This is a genomic window from Pseudoduganella namucuonensis, assembly GCF_900116645.1.
Taxonomy (GTDB): Bacteria; Pseudomonadota; Gammaproteobacteria; order Burkholderiales; family Burkholderiaceae_D; genus Rugamonas; species Rugamonas namucuonensis.
Window position 1 is genome coordinate 86,419 of record NZ_FPBO01000017.1, and the last position, 17,483, is coordinate 103,901.

The window sequence follows — 17,483 nt, forward strand, 5'->3', positions numbered from 1 at the left end:
GTTCACACTACGCATTATAAAAGCTGCTGGACAGGTAGTGTCGGCGAAGATGCTTGAACGCGACCATCAGGATGGCCGACGCCGGCAGCGCCAGCAGCACGCCGACGAAGCCGAACAGCTGTCCGAAGGCCAGCAGCGCGAAGATCACGGCCAGCGGATTCAAGCCGATGCGCTCGCCCACCAGCCGCGGCGTGAGGAAGAAACCCTCGATCACCTGGCCGGCGCCGTAGATGGCGGCCACGGCGATCACGCCGCTCCAGTCGGTGAATTGCAGCACGGCGGCGATCAGCGCCAGCACCAGGCCCAGGCCGAAGCCCAGGTAGGGGATGAACACCAAGAGCCCGGTGAGGATGCCGACCGGCAGCGCCACGTCGAAGCCGGCGATGGCCAGGCAGGTCGAGTAATAGATGGCGAGCACCAGCATCACCAGCAGCTGGCCGCGCAGGTATTGCGCCAGCAGCGTGTCGACCTCCTCGGCCATGGACACGGCGCGGCCGATGTAGCGCCGCGGGATGGCGCCGGCGATGCGGGCGATCACCTTGTGCCAGTCCAGCAACAGGTAGAACAGCAGCACCGGCACCAGCACCACGGTGAACACCCAGCTCAGCACGGCGGTGCCGCCGACCCGCGCCGAGGCCAGCACGGCGGCCCAGATCTCGTCGCCGCTGGAGGCCATCTGCTGCGACACCAGCTGCTTGATGCCGGCGCTGTCGAGTTTGACGCGGATGCCCATTTCGCGCAGGCGCGGCGACAGCAGGTCGTTGGCCTTGGCCAGGAAGGCCGGGATCTGCGCCTGCAGCAGCGGAATCTCGCTTTGCAGCACCGGCACCACGATCAGCACCAGCGCGAAGATGGCGGCCAGGAAGGCCAGCACCACCAGCACCACCGCCAGCGCGCGCGGCACGTCGAAGCGGCCCAGGCGCAGGTGGTCGATGCGGTCGACGCCCGGATTGAGCGCGTAGGCGATGATGGCGGCGGCGATGAAGGGCGTCAGGACCGGCCCCAGCGCGGTCAGGAGGAGCCCGAATGCCAGCCACAATGCCACCCAAAATGCCGTTTGCTTCTGTTCTACCGAGAGGGGAAATGGCATGTGGGAAAGATGTTTTTGTTAAAAACGGATGGTTGACTAGGCATTTTGATAGAATAGCGGTCTTGCCGGATCTTGCGCGCAATATGCCGTGAATATGCCATATCGCGCCCCGGAAACGGCCACCGCCTTCTATTTTACCGCCTCCGCTGCGAAATACACCATGAGCCAACCTTCTAATGTTTCCCTCTCCTACCGTGACGCCGGCGTCGATATCGACGCGGGCGACGCTTTAGTCGAAGCCATCAAGCCCTTCGCCAAGCGCACCATGCGCGAAGGCGTGATGGCCGGCATCGGCGGCTTCGGCGCGCTGTTCGAGATCAGCAAGAAGTACCAGGAGCCGGTGCTGGTGTCCGGCACGGACGGCGTCGGCACCAAGCTGAAGCTGGCTTTCGAGCTGAACCGCCACGACACGGTCGGCATCGACCTGGTGGCCATGAGCGTCAACGACATCCTGGTGCAGGGCGCCGAGCCGCTGTTCTTCCTCGACTACTTCGCCTGCGGCAAACTGGACGTGCCCCAGGCCACCGACGTCATCAAGGGCATCGCCAAGGGATGCGAGCAGTCCGGCGCGGCGCTGATCGGCGGCGAAACGGCCGAGATGCCAAGCATGTACCCGGCCGGCGAGTACGACCTGGCCGGTTTCGCGGTGGGCGTGGTGGAAAAGTCGAAGATCATCGACGGCAGCAAGATCGCCCCGGGCGACGTGGTGCTGGGCCTGGCCTCGTCGGGCGCGCACTCGAACGGCTATTCGCTGGTGCGCAAGATCATCGAAGTGGCGAAACCGGACCTGGAAGCCGACTTCCACGGCCGCAAGCTGGCCGACGTGCTGATGGAGCCGACCCGCATCTACGTCAAGCCGCTGCTGGCGCTGATGGCCTCGATGGAGGTCAAGGGCCTGGTGCACATCACCGGCGGCGGCCTGGTCGAGAACATCCCGCGCGTGCTGCAAGAGCACCTGACGTGCGAACTGGACGGCAAATCGTGGACCCTGCCGCCGCTGTTCCAGTGGCTGCAGCGGCACGGCGGCGTGGCCGACGCCGAGATGCACCGCGTGTTCAACTGCGGCATCGGCATGACCGTGATCGTCTCGGCCGACAACGCCGCCGCCGCCATGGCGCAGCTGCAAGCCGCCGGCGAGACCGTCTACCAGATCGGCAAGATCCGCGCCCGCGCGGAAGGCGAGCACCAGACCATCGTGGTGTAAGGCCGGGCGCCCGCAGGCGCCCCGCCATGTTGAAAAAGCGGACCTTGCCTGGCATCGTCCGCTTTTTTATTTCACGACCGGAAACACCGTACAATTCATCGAACCGGAGGCGACGAGGGGGCTTGTCGTTGGTCTGGCGCTCACGATGACCGCGTAGCCATTGGAATTTCATGAAGCTGAAACGAATACATCTGCGTAATTTTCGATGCTTTGACGAGCTAGTCGTCGACTTTGGGCCGCAACTAACTGTCATCATCGCCGAGAATGGCGCAGGCAAGACCGCGATCCTCGACGCGATTGCGATTGGATTTGGCCGCTATCTCACCAAGCTGCCGGGAGTGACCGGACGTACGGTCAAGGATACGGATCTGCGCGTGGCCGAGGGCGAGCGGAGAACTCCTTATATGATGCTGGCCTGGGAGGCGGAGAGCATAGATGGCTTACCCATCGTATGGGCGAGCGGCCGCAAGCGTGACAGTGCCGTCACGACGGCAGAGATCAAGAAGCTTTTGTCCAACGAGCAGGCTGCACTCATGGGGCGCGGGTTGAGGGAGCTGAATGATTTCACGCTCGGGCTCGTTCAGAAGGACTCGTTCCAGCAAGCGTATTTCTTGCCGGTGATCGCCTATTACGGTACCAATCGCGCCATCCGGGAAGAAGTGCAGGGCCATCGGGGATCCAGGAAGAATCCTTCACGCTTCGACGCCTTGGCCAATTCATTGGACCCCGATTCGCGCTTTCAGGCCGCGTTCGAATGGTTCAGTGCAATGGAAGACGTCGAGCGCCGCGAGCGTGGCACGCGGCGTGACTTCGACTATCGTCATCCTGATCTGGATGTTGTGCGCGGCGCCATTGTGCGCATGCTGCCGCCAGGTTTCAGCAATCCCCGGACGGAAGTCCGTCCGTTGCGTTTTGTCATCGACCGCATCATGCCGGATGGCGTAACCCGTACGTTGCGCGTCAACGAATTGAGCGACGGTTATCGCGTTGTGCTGGGCCTGGCCATGGACCTTGCCAGACGCATGGCGCAGGCAAACAGCCGCGCGGCAAATGGCGGCATGCAAATCGTTAATCCCTTGGACTTGCCAGCCATCGCGCTCATCGATGAAGTGGACCTGCATTTGCATCCATCCTGGCAGCAAAAAGTGCTGGATGACTTGATGCGGACTTTCCGTAATACGCAATTCATCGTGACGACCCACAGTCCGCAGGTGATCAGTACAGTCAAACGGGAAGACATACGTGTTGTGGGGCCGGATGGGGCGGGCCGAATCATCGCCGCGCCTCCTATTGCCATGACCTATGGGGAACCCAGCGGCGATGTTCTGCAAAGTGTGATGATGGTCGATCCCCAACCTCCCGTGACAGAAAAGGCCGATCTGCAGCGTCTCACCGAGTGGGTTGACCAGGGACGATATCAAAGCTCCGAGGCCACCGATCTCATGCAAAGCCTTACTGCCGCGTTGGGCGAGCAGCATCCTCAGTTGCAGCGGTTGAGGCGCAGTATTCACCGGCAAGAATCGTTAAAGCGATGAGGGCGATCCACAAGCACGGCAACGGTGGCTACCATCTGAGTCAAGCGAATGAAAAACCGCCGCAGACCGCGGAGCAGGCGCTGACGCGGTGGGACAGCTTTCGGCCCAAGTACAAGCGGGAAGTCATCGCATCGTTGCTGAATGAGCAATATCACCTGTGTTGTTACAGCGAGTTGCGCGCCGATGAAGAGGGACTTGGTTACCATATCGAGCATGTCGAGAACAAAAGCCAGAATCCGCAGCGCACCTTCGAGTACAGCAATCTCGCCGCCAGCGCTTTGGGTACTCCGGACCTGTCCGAATACAACGCGCAAGGGCATGAACTGTTTGGCGGCCACGCGCCGGGCAAACAGCAGTCAGTGGACCCTGTTCGGTTCGTCTCTTGCCACCAGGCGGATTGCCACCGGTTTTTTGCCTATGTTTCCGATGGCCGGGTCGTACCGGCACAAGAGCTTGTTCCACAAGAGCGGGAACGGGCGCAGTACACTATCGACACGCTTAATCTCAACAGCCCATACCTGGTCACCCAGCGGCGCAAGTGGTGGGATGAACTTGATGCATTATTCGAGGAACATGTGGTTAAAGGCTGGAGTTTGGCCGACTTGGCCGCCGTGGATCTTGTGCCGGTGAATAACCGGCTGGGCAGATTCTTTAGCCTGACGCGGCAGTTCTGGGGGCCGGCCGCTGAACAAGCTCCCCTTATTGCATGATGTCAGCGCGTCGCTGCTGTGTTGTTCCACGTAGCCATCGCGGTATCGATAGTTAATACTATACTGATTAATTTTAATACCGGTATTGCGATTCTTGCCGCGGCGCGGCGGCGCGGCAGACTGGCCCCTCCAACAACAGGGAGGCCAGGATGCTACCGACAATATTCGCCGTGTTTGTATTTTGCTTTGTGCTCGAACGCGTGGTCCCCGGCTGGCGGTTGCCGCATGTGCGGACGTGGCCGGCGCGGGTGCTGCTGATCAACGCGGTCCAACTGGGCGTGGTGGTGCTGGCGGGATACAGCTGGGAACGCTGGCTGTCGTCGGCGTCGCTGTTCCGCCTGTCCGACCACGTCGGCCCGGCGGCGGGCGGCATGGCCGCCTACTTCATCGCCACCTTCGTGTTCTACTGGTGGCACCGCGCGCGGCACGAGTCTGATCTGCTGTGGCGCCTGTTCCACCAGATCCACCACAGCCCCCAGCGCATCGAAGTCATCACCTCGTTCTACAAGCACCCGCTGGAAATGGTGGTCAATTCCATCATCGGCAGCCTGCTGGTGTACGCCACGCTGGGCCTGTCGCCGGAGGCGGGCGCGGTGTACACGCTGTGCACCGCGCTCGGCGAGTTCTTCTACCACACCAGCGTGCGCACGCCGCGCTGGGTGGGCTGGTTCTTCCAGCGGCCCGAAATGCACCGCGTCCACCACCAGCACGGCCGCCACCGCAACAACTACGGCGACATCGTGTGGTGGGACTGGCTGTTCGGCACCTACGAAAACCCGCCGGCGTTCCGCGCCGGCTGCGGCTTCGATCCCGACAAGGAAGAGCGCCTGGCCGACATGCTGGCCTGGCGCGACGTCCATAGGGACGATCCATCCCGCTGACCGGCGCGCGGCCGTCACACCGCGATCGACACCGTCACGTTGGCGACGTAGCCGGTGGCCACGCTGCCGCTGAGGGACGTCATCTCCAGCGAATAGCCGTCGCTGAACACGTTGTCGGTGGCGAAGCTGATGCTGCTGAAATTGCGCACGCTGGCGGTGTAGCCGCTGGCGGCCGCGTACACGGCGGTGCAGATGTCGGTCGGGAACGCCAGCTGCGAGGTCTTGATCTTGTTGCTGGCCGTGGTGGCCTTGGCCACGCTGGGGTAGACCTCGAAGTGCATGTGCGGCATGCGGCCCGCGTAGCAGCCGGGGAAGATGGTGGTGAAGGTGGCCACCCCGTTGGCGTCCGTCGGCTGCACCCCGCGCAGGTAGTTGGCATTGACGCTGGATTCGGTGTACACCGAGTACGCCCCCTCGCGCGTGCAATGCCACAGGTAGATCGCGTAGCCGGCCAGCGGCGCGCAGTTGTTGTTGACGTTCTGCAGCGTGATGTTGATGGTCAGCGGCACGCCGCCCACCTGGGTCGAGCTGCCCAGGGTGCCGCGGATGTCCGAGCGCACGATGCCCGACAGCGCCAGCACGTTGTAGGTCTGGCTGCTGGCGTTGGAGCCGTCGGCAGGATACGGGCCGGCGGTTTCCTCCGGGATCACCGAGCAGGCCACGGCGGCCGCGCGCGTCACCACCACGGTGTAGGTCTTGCTGGTGGCGCCGTCCTGCGCCGTCACCGCCACCGTCAGCGTGTTGCTGCCCACGTTCAGCGCCAGCGAGGCCGAGGTGGCACCGCTGGCCACCGTCGCGCTGTTGACCTTGATGGTGGCGCCGCTGTTGCCGGCCACCGGCGACAGCGTCACCGTCGCCACCGAGTTGATCACGCTGGCCGTGTAGCTGGTGGTGCTGGCGCTGAACACGGGCGACAGCGTGCCGGACGACAGCGTCAGCCCGCTCAGCGCCGCGTCCGAGGACAGCGTCGCCGCCGCGCGCGTGACGATCACGGTGTAGGTGCGGGTGGTGCTGCCGTCCTGCGCCGTCACCACCACCGACAGCGTGTTGCTGCCCACGCTCAGGGCCAGCGCCGCCGACGTGGCGCCGCTGGCCGTGGCCACGCCGTTGACCTTGATGGTGGCGCTGGCGCTGCTGGTCGGCTTCAAGGTCACCGAGCTCACCGAGTTGGCCACCGAGGCGGTGTAGCCCAGCGTGGCCGTGGCGAAGGTGGGCGCCAGCGTGCCGGACGAGATCGCCAGCGCGCTCAGGCTGGCGTCGGTGGAGACCGCCGCCGCGCGCGTCACCGCCACCGTGTAGGTGATGATGTGGGTGCCGTCCTGCGCGCTGACCACCACCGACAGCACATTGCTGCCCACGCTCAGCGCCAGTCCGGCCGAGCCGCCGCCGCTTTTCACGGCGCTGCCGTTGACGGTGATGGTGGCGTCGGCGCTGGTGGCGGTGGGCGTCAGGGTCACCGACGCCACCGAGTTGGCCACCGAGGCCGTGTAGGCCACCGTGCCGGAGGCGAAGGCGGGCGACAGCGTGCCGGACGACAGCGCCAGCGCGCTCAGGGTGGCGTCGCCCGAGGCGGTGGCGGTGGCCACGGCGCGCACCACGGTGACGGTGTAGACGCGGCTGGTGACGCCGTCCTGCGCCAGCACCGTGACCGTCAGCGTGTTGTTGCCCACGTTCAGGGCCAGCGCGCCGGAGGCGCCGCCGCTGGCGACGGTGGCGTCGTTGACCTTGATCGAGGCGCCCGAGCCGTTGGCGGTCGGGGCCAGCGTCACCGAGGTGACCGAGTTGGCCACCGTGACCGCGTAGCTGGTGGTGGCGGCGGCGAAGGCGGGCGACAGGCTGCCGGTGGAAATGCTCAAGGCCTTCAGGCTGGCGTCGGCCGACAGCGTGGGCGGGGCGCGCTTGACGATCACCGTGTGGCTGGTGGAGACGCCGCCCTTGCTGGCCACGATGTTGAAGCTGTTGTCGCCCACGTTCAGCGCGAAGCCGCCGGAACTGACGCCGCTGGCCACGGCGGTGCCGTTGATGGCCACCGTCGCGCCGCTGTCGGCCAGCGTGGGGCTGAAGGCGATGGCGCCGGTGGCGTTGGCCACGCTGGCCGTGTAGCTGGTGGTGGCGGGCGTGAATTCCGGCGACAGCGCGCCCTCCGACAGGCTCAGCCCGCCGAGCAGGGTGGTGGAGGTGGTGGAGGTGGAGGTGGCGGCGGTGCCGCCGCCTCCGCCTCCGCCGCCGCAGGCCAGCAGCGACAGGGCGCTGATGGAGCCCAGCGCGCCGAGCGCGGCGCGGCGGCGTAGTGGAGTGGCGACCGCCGCGGCGGCCTTGGATGGTGTGTTCGACATGACAGTCCTCTTCGGGTGGGTGGCTGGCGACCTGGTTTTGCCGCGCTGGAAAGTGCCGCGTGGCAACTTGTCCGATTCTCCGCCGGGTAACCGTTAGAAGACGTCAATACATGTAAAGTTGGGTAAAAAGGACGGCGCCGGGCGCCGTCCCTGGGCCGCGTCAGCGGTTCAGGATCTTCGCCACCGGCGCCGGGCGCAGGCGGAACGCGTCCGGCATGCCGGAGCCCAGCAGGGGGCGCAGGTACATGCGGAAGGCGTCCGTCACGTCGGTGCCGCTGGCGGCGATGAACTCGTCCTCCATGGTGCGCGTCTTGCCGGCCACCGCCTCCAAAGGCAGCAACTCGTAGTCTGCCGAATAGAAGCCGGTGCGCTTGATGGCCACCGAGCCGTCCCGGTCGCCCCACATCGCGAACTGCACCGCCTTCTCGCCCACCTCGCGCGCCTCGCGCTGGTCCACGTCCGACACGCAGCCGATGAAGGAGCGCTGCAGGTAGCCGAAGGTGTCGCCGCGCACGCGCTTGATGCCCAGCTTGTCCTTGATCTCGTCGCACAGCAGGTCGGCCAGCGCGCCGGTGCCGGACAGCTGCACGTTGCCGTGCGCGTCGCGCTCGACCTCCTTGGCCAGCAGGCTGGCGATCGGCTCGCCGGAGGCGTCGTGGATGCCCTCGGAGACGGCGATCACGCAGCGCCCGTGCTTCTCGTACATGGCCTTCACGTCGGCCAGGAAGCGCTCCAGCTCGAACACGCGCTCGGGCAGGTAGATCAGGTGCGGGCCGTCGTCCGCGAACTTCTTGCCCAGCGCCGAGGCGGCGGTGAGGAAGCCGGCGTGCCGCCCCATCACCACGCCCACGTAGACGCCGGGCAGGGAGGCGTTGTCCAGGTTGGCGCCGGCGAAGGCCTGCGCCACGAAGCGCGCGGCCGACGGGAAGCCCGGCGTGTGGTCGTTGCCCACCAGGTCGTTGTCGATGGTCTTGGGGATGTGGATGCAGCGCAGCGGGTAGCCCGCCGCCCGCGCGCGCTGGCTGACGATGCGCACCGTGTCGGACGAGTCGTTGCCGCCGATGTAGAAGAAATGCTCGATCTCGTGCGCGCGCAGCACCTCGAAGATGCGCTCGCAGTACTGCTCGTCCGGCTTGTCGCGGGTGGAGCCCAGCGCCGACGACGGGGTGGCCGCCACCAGCTCCAGGTTGTGGCTGGTTTCCTGCGTCAGGTCGACGAAGTCCTCGTTGACGATGCCGCGCACGCCGTGCAGCGCGCCGTACACCCGCGTCACGTGCCGGAAGCGCCGCGCCTCCAGCACCACGCCCACCAGCGACTGATTGATGACGGCGGTGGGACCGCCCCCCTGTGCGACCAGTATTTTTCCAGACGACATGCGCTTCCCCTACAAGAGTTGGCCAGCCTGTAGATTACTCCGATTTGGCCTGAGGGCCTATGTGCCGGCCGAGGAACTTCTCGACCCGGGTCCAGAAGTCGACGCGGTTCTTTTCCAGCGTCCAGCCGTGGCCCTCGCCGTCGTACACCACCAGTTCGGCCTGGGCGTTGTGGGCCTTCACGGCGTCGTGGAAGCGTTGGCCGTGCGCCAGCGGCACGCGCGCGTCCTGGTTGCCGTAGGCCATCAGCACCGGCTGGCGCACGCGCGCCGCCTGCTCCAGCGGCGAGGTGGCCTTGAACTGCGCGGCGTCCGCCACCGGGTCGCCGATCAGCTGGGGCATGCCGTACTGCTTCCAGGCCTCGGGCAGGTCGGATTCGATCTGCCAGGTGCCGGTGTACAGCAGGTTGATGTCGGTCACGCCCACCCAGTTGACGGCGCACTTGAACAGGTCCGGGTCCTTCACCAGTCCCATCAGCGCCGCGTAGCCGCCGTAGCTGGCGCCGGCGATGCAGATCCGCCCGCCGTCCGCCACGCCCCGGGCCACCATGGCGCGCGCGCCGTCGGCCAGGTCGTCCTGCATGGCCAGGCCCCATTGCTTCCAGCCCGCGCGGAAATGCCGGGTGCCGAAACCCGTGCCGCCGCGGAATTCCGGCTCCAGCACCGCGTAGCCGCGGGTGGCCAGGAACTGGGAATCGGCGTCCCATTTCCATTCGCCGCCGCGCATGTACGGCCCGCCGTGCACCAGCACCACCAGCGGCAGCTTCTTGCCGGCGCCGCCCGGCGGCAGGGTCAGCCAGGCCGGGATGCGCATGCCGTCGCGCGCCGTGTAGTGGATCAGCTCGCGCTCGCCCATGGCGTCCGGCTTGATCTCGGGATGGGCCTCGCCCAGCTTGGTCAGCGCGCCGCTCTCGCGGTCGTACAGCACGTACACCGGCGGCTGCCGGTCGGACCAGGAGGTGATCAGCACGGCCGGGGTTTCCGGCCGGCGCGCCACCGAGATCTGGTTGACGGTGCCGGGCAGCAGGGAGTCGACCTTCTCCTGCAGCGCGCGCATGTCCGCGTTCCACCAGTGCGTGCTGCGCGCGTCGGTCAGCAGGCGCACGCCCAGTATCCTGCCGCCGCCGGTGACCAGCCGGCCGCTGAAGTCGTACTCGCCCAGCTCGATCAGCGGTTTGTCGCCCAGCGTGTTGGTGGCCACGTCGTAGGTGCGCACCACGGCGCGGTCGGTGCCGGCGCTGGTGGACACGTACAGCATGCCGTCCGTGCCCAGCCCCACCGGGCTGAAGGCGCCGGGCGCGTCGCCGTAGGCCGGGAAGTCGCGCAGCTTGCGCCATGCGCCGCTGTCCGGGTCGCGGTAGTGCACCGCCGCGGTGCCGCCGGCGCTGGACGTGGCCACCCGCGGCTCGCCCTGCGCGTCCAGCACCACGCGCTGCATGTTGGCCGGGCGCGGCACGCCCTGGGCGCGGGCGGTGAGCGTGTTCAGCTTGAACAGCGCGATCCCGCGCCGCTCGCCGGCGCGGCGCTCCGGCTGGTACACGTACACCGAGTCCGAGTCCTGCGCGCCCTCCTGGCCCAGCAGGTAGGTGTTCCACGGCATCATCGCGGTGCGGATGTGGGTGCCGGTCTCGGCGGGCCGGTCGTAGCCCCGGTCCACCAGTTGCAGGAAACCGCCGCCGTCGCGGTTCACGGCGAACAGGCCGGGCGCGTGGGTCCAGTCGCCCGGCGCGCTGCGCGAGTCGCGCGTGTCGTACACCAGGCGGTTGTCGTTGACCCATTCGAAATCGTCGATGTCGATATTGCTGAACTGGGCCACCATCTTCGCGCTCTTGTCGGCCAGCGTGACCACCAGCAGCGCGTCGCGGCCGAGTTGGCCGCGCGCGCGCATGGCGAGGTGGCGGCCGCTGGGCGACAGCTTGGCCGCGCTGTAGCGGGCGTTGTTGAAGAAGGCCGACGCCGGCGGCGGCTCGGCGCGCGCCGGCGCGGCCAGGAGCAGGGACAGCGCGGACAGCGCCAGCAGGCGCGCCAGCGGACGTGCTAGCGGGCGCGTCATGGCTGGCCCGCGTTTGCCGGCGCATCGGCTCGCGGCGCGGCCGCCGGCCCGATGTTACGGTCCAGGAACCTCTCGACCCGGCTCCAGAAGTCGACCCGGTTCCTGGGCAGCGCCCAGCCGTGGCCCTCCTCGTCGTATTGGACCCACTCCACGTTCTTGTTGGTGGCCTTGACCGCGTCGCGGAACTTGGTGCCGTGGTACAGCGGCACGCGCTTGTCGGCGCCGCCGTAGGCCAGCAGCAGCGGCTGCGTGATGCGCGCGGCCTGCTCCAGCGGCGAGGTGGCCTTCAGCTGCGCCGCGTCCTGCTCCAGGTCGCCCACCAGCGTCGGCATGCCGTACTGCTTCCAGCCCTCCGGCAGGTCGGACTGGAAGGTCCAGTGGCCGGTGTACATCAGCTTGATGTCGGTGACGCCCACCCAGTTCACGCCGCATTTGTACAGCCCGGGATCGTTCACCAGCCCCATCAAGGTGGCGTAGCCGCCGTAGCTGGCGCCGGCGATGCAGACGCGGTTCGGGTCGGCGATGCCCTGGGCGATCGCCCATTTGGCGCCGTCGGCGATGTCGTCCTGCATCTTCAAGCCCCATTGCTTCCAGCCGGCGCGGTAGTGCGCCTGGCCGAAGCCGGTGCTGCCGCGGAACTCCGGCTCCAGCACCGCGTAGCCGCGCGAGGCCAGGAACTGCGCCTCCGCGTCCCAGCCCCAGTGGCCGCCCCGCAGATACGGGCCGCCGTGCACCAGCACCACCAGCGGCAGCTTCCCGCCCCCGCCCCTGGGCAGCGTCAGCCAGGCGGGGATCTTCAGGCCGTCGCGCGCGTCGTAGCGCACCAGGTCCTGCTTGCCCATCTGGTCCGGCTTGATTTGCGGGCGCGAGTCGCCCACCTTGTTCAGGGTTTTCTTGTCGCGGTCGTACAGCATGAACACGCGCGGCTGCACGTCCGAATACGATTCCACCAGCAGGTAGGGGGTTTCCGGGCGCGCCGGCAGCGACACCAGGTTGATGGTGCCGGACAGGCGCGCGTCGATCTCGGCCTGCACCGCCTTCATGCCCTCGTCGAACCACAGCGTGCCCTCGCCGTCGGTGGTGTAGCGCACGCCCAGCAGCCTGCCGTTGCCCATGATCAGGCTGCCGCGGAAGTCGTAGCCCTCCAGCTCGATCAGCGGCTTCTCGCTGATCCGGCCGGTGGCCAGGTCCAGCGTGTGCACCGCCGCCTTGTCCTTGTAGGCGTGGGTGGTGACGTACAGCGTGCCGTCCGCGCCCATGGCCAGCGGCGAGAAGGCGCCCTTGCCGCCGGTGTAGGCGTTGAAGGTGGCCAGCTTGCGCCAGGCCTTGGTCTCGGGATCGCGGTACTGGATGCTGAGCTGGTCCTTCTCGACGGTGGTGACCAGGCGCGGCTCGCCCCGCTCGTCGAGCAGCCAGCCGCGCGTGTCGCCGGGGCGGTTGACGGTGCTGTGGTGGCCGGTCTTGGTGTTCAGGCGCAGCAGGTCCACGTAATCGACCTCGTTCGGGCCGGAGAATTTGGCGCTGCTGACGTAGGCGAACTCGGAGTCCTGCGCGCCGCGCTGGCGCAGCATGAATGTATGCCACGGCAGCATCCTGGCGGCCGACAGGGTCTGCACGAAGTGGTTGCTGCGGTTGGCCAACTGGCGGAAGCCCTCGCCGTCGCGGTTCACCGCGTACAGGCCGGGGCCGTAGCGCAGGTCGCCCTGGCCGAGTTGCTTGTCGGTGGTGTCGAACAGCAGCCGCTCGTCGCTGATCCAGTTGAAGTTGCCGACGTCGGCGTCGGAGAAGTTGGCGACCGACTTGACGCTGTTGCTGGCCAGGTCCACCACCGCCAGCCGTTCGCGCCCGTTCTTGTTGGCCAGCTTGGCCGCCAGGTAGCGGCCGCTGGGCGAGAGCTGGGCGGCGCTGAATTCGGGGTTGCCGAAAAAGTCCTCGATCGGGGGGAGGGCGGCGCGGGTTTGCGCGGCGGCGGGGACCAGCGCGGCCAGCGCCAGCATGGCGGCGGCCACGGGCCGCGATAGCTTGGTGTTCAAGGTTGTCCTTTGTACGTGTGCTTATGGTTGCGGGCCGATGTGGCGGTTCAGGAAGGCCTCCACCCGGGTCCAGAAGTCGATGCGGTTGCGCGGCAGGTACCAGCCGTGGCCCTCCTGCTCGTACTCCACCCACTCCACGTCCTTGTTGGTGGCCTTCACGGCGTCGCGGAACCTGGTGCCGTGCACCAGCGGCACGCGCAGGTCGGCGCCGCCGTGGGCCAGCAGCAGGGGCCGGGTGACGCGGGCGGCCTGGCGCAGCGGCGAGGTGGCCGCGAAGCGCTCGGCGTCCCGCTCCGGGTCGCCGATCAGGTCGCGCATGCCGTACTGCTTGAAATCGGCCGACATGTCGCTGTCGAAGCGCCAGTGGCCCTTGTACAGCAGTTCGAGGTCGGTCACGCCGGCCCAGGCCACGCCGCAGCGGAACAGCTCCGGGTCGTTCACCAGGCCCATCAAGGTGGCGTAGCCGCCGTAGCTGGCGCCGGCCACGCAGACGCGCCGGGGGGCCGCGTAGCCTTGCGCGGCCGCCCATTTGGCGCCGTCGGCGATGTCGTCCTGCATGGCCAGGCCCCATTGCTTCCAGCCGGCGCGCAGGTGCGCGCCGCCGTAGCCGGCGCTGCCGCGGAACTCGGGCTGCAGCACCGCGTAGCCGCGCGAGGCCAGGAACTGCGCCTCCGCCTCCCAGCCCCAGCGCGTGCCGCGCACATAGGGGCCGCCGTGCACCAGCACCACCAGCGGCAGGTTCTTGTCCTTGCCGGCGGGCAGGGTCAGCAGGGCGGGGATCTCCAGGCCGTCGCGCGCCTTGTAGCGCACCACGTCCTGCGCCGCCATCTGCGCCGGCTTGATGGCGGCGTGGCTGTCGCCGATGCGCTTCAGGTCGCGGGTGCGCGTGTTGTAGACCAGGTGCACCTGCGGCTGGCGGTCCGAGTACGACGTCACCAGCACCCACGGCGTCTGCGCGCGCACGGGCGGCGTCACCAGGTTGACGGTGCGCGGCAGGCGCTGGTCGATCTCGGCCTGCACCGCCTTCATGCCGGCGTCGAACCATTCGGTGCCCTCGCCGTCGGCCAGGAAGCGCGCGCCCAGCAGCTTGCCGCCGCCGAAAACGAGGTGGCCCATGAAATCGTAGCCCTGCACGTTCAGCAGCGGCCGCTCGCCGAGCTTGCCGGCGGCGATGTCGTAGGTGTGCACCGCCGCGTAGCCGGTCTTCTCGCTGGACGCCACGTACAGCGTGCCGTCCGGCCCGAACGCCAGCGGCTGGAAGCCCTGGCCCGCGCCGGTGTAGCTGGCGTGGCGCGCGATCTCGCGCCAGGCGCCGCTGGCCGGGTCGCGGTAATGCATCATGGTCTGGCCGTCGCGGCGGGACACGGCCAGGCGTGGCTGGCCTTGCTGGTCCAGCATCCACCACCGCATGCCGCTGGGCGCGTCGAACGGCTTGGCCTTGCCGGTCTTCGTGTTCAGCAGCAGCAGTTCCTGCTCCCGGTCCGCCGACAGGTTCTCGACCAGGTGGTTGGCGACGTACACCTCGGGGCCGTCCTGCGCGCCGTCCTGGTCCAGCATGAAGGTGTGCCATGGCAGCAGGCTCGATGGGCCGCCGACTGTGATGAAGGGCTTGCCCCGGCTGCTGGCCAGCTGGCGGAAGGCCGTGCCGTCCCGGTTCGCCGCGAACAGGCCGGGCGCGTAGCGCTGGTCGCCCTGCGCCGCCTGGGAGTCGGCCGAGGTGAACAGCAGGCGCTCGTCGCTGAGCCAGCTGAAGGCGCCGACGTCGCCGTCGCGGAACTCGGCCGCCGCCTTCAGGCTGAAGTCGTTCAAGTCCACCACGATCAGGCGCTGGCGGTGCGCCTCGTCGCTGGCCAGCACCGCCAGGTGGGTGCCGCTGGGGGACAGGCGGGGCTTGGTGAAACCGGGGTTGCCGAAGAAGTGGCCGGCGGGCGGCGCCTCGGCCGCGCCGGCCAGGGGCGCCAGGCCGAGCGCGCAAACCAGCGCCGCCCAGCGGGAGAGGAATCTATGCATCGGGGTCAATTGCAAAATAAACAATTGCCGTAGACTAACAGCTGATGGCCGTTTTGGCTAGTCTTGCCGGTCACCCTACGCCGCGGACGCAGGCCGCGTCATTTGCCCGTGTCGGCCACTTCCCGCTGCGGGCCGATGTGGCGGTCCAGGAATTTCTCGACCCGGGTCCAGAAATCGACGCGGGTTTGGGGCAGCGACCAGCCGTGGCCCTCGTGCTCGTATTCCACCCATTCCACGTCCTTGTTGGTGGCCTTGACCGCGTCGCGGAACTTGGTGCCGTGGTACAGCGGCACGCGCCGGTCGGCGCCGCCGTAGGCCAGCAGCAGCGGCTGCGTGATGCGCGCCGCTTGCGCCAGCGGCGAGGTGGTTTTCAGCTGGGCGGCGTCCTTTTCCAGGTCGCCGATCAGCACCGGCATGCCGTAGCGCTTCCATTCCTCGGGCAGGTCGGACTGGAAGCTCCATTTGTCCTTGTATAGCAGTTCGATGTCGGTGACGCCCACCCAGTTCACGCCGCACTTGTACAGGCCGGGATCGTTCACCAGCCCCATCAGGGTGGCGTAGCCGCCATAGCTGGCGCCGGCGATGCAGACGCGCCGCGGATCGGCGTAACCCTGCGCGATGGCCCAGCGCGCGCCGTCGGCGATGTCGTCCTGCATTTTCAGGCCCCACTGCTTCCAGCCGGCGCGGAAGTGCGCGGTGCCGAAGCCGAGGCTGCCCCGGAATTCCGGCTGCAGCACGGCGTAACCGCGCGAGGCCAGGAACTGGACGTCGGGGCTCCAGCCCCAGCTGCCGCCGCGCGCATACGGGCCGCCGTGCACCAGCACCACCAGCGGCAGGTTCTTGTCGCGGCCCTTGGGCAGGGTCAGCAGGGCGGGGATCTCCAGGCCGTCGCGCGCCTTGTAGCGCACCACTTCCTGCGTGCCCATCTGGCTGGACTTGATGGCGGCGTGGCTGTCGCCAAGGCGCTGCAGGAGCTTGGTCTGGGTGTTGTACACCATGTGGACCGCTGGCTGGCGGTCGGAATAGGAGGTGACCAGGAGCCATGGCGTTCGCGGCCGCGCCGGCGGCGTCAGCAGGTTGACGGTGTGCGGCAGGCGCGCGTCCACCGCCTGCTGCACGGCCTTCATGCCGGCGTCCAGCCATTCGACGCCTTGGCCGTCGGCCAGGAAGCTCACGCCCAGCAGTTTGTCGCCGCCGAAAATCAAGCCGCCCTTGAAGTCGTAGCCTTGCAGCCGCAGCAGCGGCTCCTTGCCCAGCTTGCCGGTGGCGGGGTCGAGGGTGTACAGCGCCTTGAAGTCGCCACCGGCGTTGGCCGCAACGTACAACATGCCGTCCGGGCCGAACGCCAGCGGCTCGAAGGCCTGGTTGACGCCGGTGAAGGCGCTGTAGCGGCCCAGTTCGCGCCACTCGCCGCTGGCCGGGTCGCGGTAGTGGATCAGCGTGCTGTCGCCGCTGTTCGACACCGCCAGGCGCGGCGCGCCGGCATGGTCCAATATCCAGTTGTGCATGCCCGACGGACCCGTGAAGTCGGTCGACTTGCCGTTCAGCGTGTTCAGCCGCAGCAGTTCCACCTTGGGGATGGCGCCGATGACGCCCCGGTAGAGCACGTTGGCGACGTACACTTGCTCGCCATCCTGCGGACCCGCCTGGGGCAGCATGAAGGTGTGCCAGGGCAGCAGCGTGCTGGACTCGCCATTGCCGAAGAAGGGCATGCCCATGGTGCGCGCCAGCTGGCGGTAGGCGGTGCCGTCGCGGTTGACGGCGTACAGGCCGGGCGCGTAGCGCACCTCGCCCTGCGCGACCTTGCGGTCGGCCTCGGTGTACATCAGCCGTTCGTCGCTGATCCAGCGGAAGTCGCCGACGTCGCTGTTCGGGAATTCGCCCACCACCTTGGCGCTCAGGTCGCTCAAGTTCAGCACCGCCAGGCGCAGGCGCTGCTGGGGACCGGTGGTGAGCACGGCCAGGTGGCCGCCGCTGGGCGACAGGAGTGGACGGCTGAAGCCGGGATTGTCGAAGAAATGGCCGGCGGGGATGGGCACGGCGGTAGGCGCGGCGGCCGGCGCGGCTGGCGCTTCCGCGGCGGTGGCCGGACCGGCGGCGGACAAGGCGAGGACCGCGGCGCAAAGGTTGGCGCATAGGGTGGCGAGGAGGGGGCGGAGCGGGGTCTGCATCGGCGGCGGCTTATGAAATGAACAATTTCCCAAGGCTAACATTTGCCCGCGGTCTTGCCTAGTGTTATCGATAACTATATTTTCGCCT

11 protein-coding genes are annotated in these 17,483 nt (G+C 67.7%); 4 read left to right on the forward strand and 7 right to left on the reverse strand.

The features are described from left to right. Positions 1 to 7: 7 nt before the first annotated feature. The gene (locus tag BM436_RS18465) at positions 8 to 1,090 is read right to left on the reverse strand and encodes an AI-2E family transporter (protein ID WP_093556998.1); all 1,083 of its coding nucleotides are present in this window, start codon (positions 1,088 to 1,090) and stop codon (positions 8 to 10) included. Between the two features lie 160 nt (positions 1,091 to 1,250). Here BM436_RS18465 and purM point away from each other — a divergent pair, with 160 nt between their 5' ends. The 4 genes from purM (at position 1,251) to BM436_RS18485 (ending at position 5,420) form a co-directional block, all read left to right on the forward strand. Continuing rightward, positions 1,251 to 2,294 carry a phosphoribosylformylglycinamidine cyclo-ligase gene (purM, locus tag BM436_RS18470; protein ID WP_093557061.1) on the forward strand — a complete coding sequence of 348 codons (1,044 nt, stop codon included), beginning with the start codon at positions 1,251 to 1,253 and terminating at the stop codon, positions 2,292 to 2,294. A gap of 170 nt (positions 2,295 to 2,464) precedes the next feature. Beyond that, positions 2,465 to 3,829 (forward strand): AAA family ATPase, encoded by a 1,365-nt coding sequence (locus BM436_RS18475; RefSeq protein ID WP_093556999.1) that lies wholly within the window; start codon positions 2,465 to 2,467, stop codon positions 3,827 to 3,829. Beyond that, the gene (locus BM436_RS18480) at positions 3,826 to 4,539 is read left to right on the forward strand and encodes a retron system putative HNH endonuclease (protein WP_093557000.1); all 714 of its coding nucleotides are present in this window, start codon (positions 3,826 to 3,828) and stop codon (positions 4,537 to 4,539) included. Before BM436_RS18475 ends, BM436_RS18480 begins: the two co-directional genes overlap by 4 nt. 149 nt (positions 4,540 to 4,688) lie before the next feature. Further along, positions 4,689 to 5,420, forward strand: a complete 732-nt coding sequence (locus BM436_RS18485; protein ID WP_093557001.1) for a sterol desaturase family protein — start codon at positions 4,689 to 4,691, stop codon at positions 5,418 to 5,420. Between the two features lie 14 nt (positions 5,421 to 5,434). Here BM436_RS18485 and BM436_RS18490 read toward each other — a convergent pair whose 3' ends face one another. From BM436_RS18490 to BM436_RS18515, 6 genes are all read right to left on the reverse strand, one after another. Continuing rightward, complete coding sequence (locus BM436_RS18490) at positions 5,435 to 7,756, reverse strand: cadherin-like beta sandwich domain-containing protein (RefSeq protein ID WP_093557002.1); 2,322 nt, start codon at positions 7,754 to 7,756, stop codon at positions 5,435 to 5,437. Positions 7,757 to 7,916: 160 nt separating this feature from the next. Next, positions 7,917 to 9,131, reverse strand: coding sequence for a 6-phosphofructokinase (locus BM436_RS18495; protein ID WP_093557003.1), 1,215 nt, complete (start codon positions 9,129 to 9,131; stop codon positions 7,917 to 7,919). Positions 9,132 to 9,165: 34 nt separating this feature from the next. Next, positions 9,166 to 11,181, reverse strand: a complete 2,016-nt coding sequence (locus BM436_RS18500) for an alpha/beta hydrolase family protein (protein WP_093557004.1) — start codon at positions 11,179 to 11,181, stop codon at positions 9,166 to 9,168. Further along, positions 11,178 to 13,214 (reverse strand): alpha/beta hydrolase family protein, encoded by a 2,037-nt coding sequence (locus BM436_RS18505; protein WP_307665914.1) that lies wholly within the window; start codon positions 13,212 to 13,214, stop codon positions 11,178 to 11,180. Before BM436_RS18505 ends, BM436_RS18500 begins: the two co-directional genes overlap by 4 nt. A 21-nt stretch (positions 13,215 to 13,235) precedes the next feature. After that, positions 13,236 to 15,224, reverse strand: coding sequence for an alpha/beta hydrolase family protein (locus tag BM436_RS18510; protein WP_093557005.1), 1,989 nt, complete (start codon positions 15,222 to 15,224; stop codon positions 13,236 to 13,238). A gap of 98 nt (positions 15,225 to 15,322) precedes the next feature. Next, entirely contained in the window at positions 15,323 to 17,395 is a 2,073-nt protein-coding gene (locus BM436_RS18515; RefSeq protein ID WP_093557006.1) for a S9 family peptidase, read from the reverse strand. Between the last annotated feature and the right edge of the window lie 88 nt (positions 17,396 to 17,483).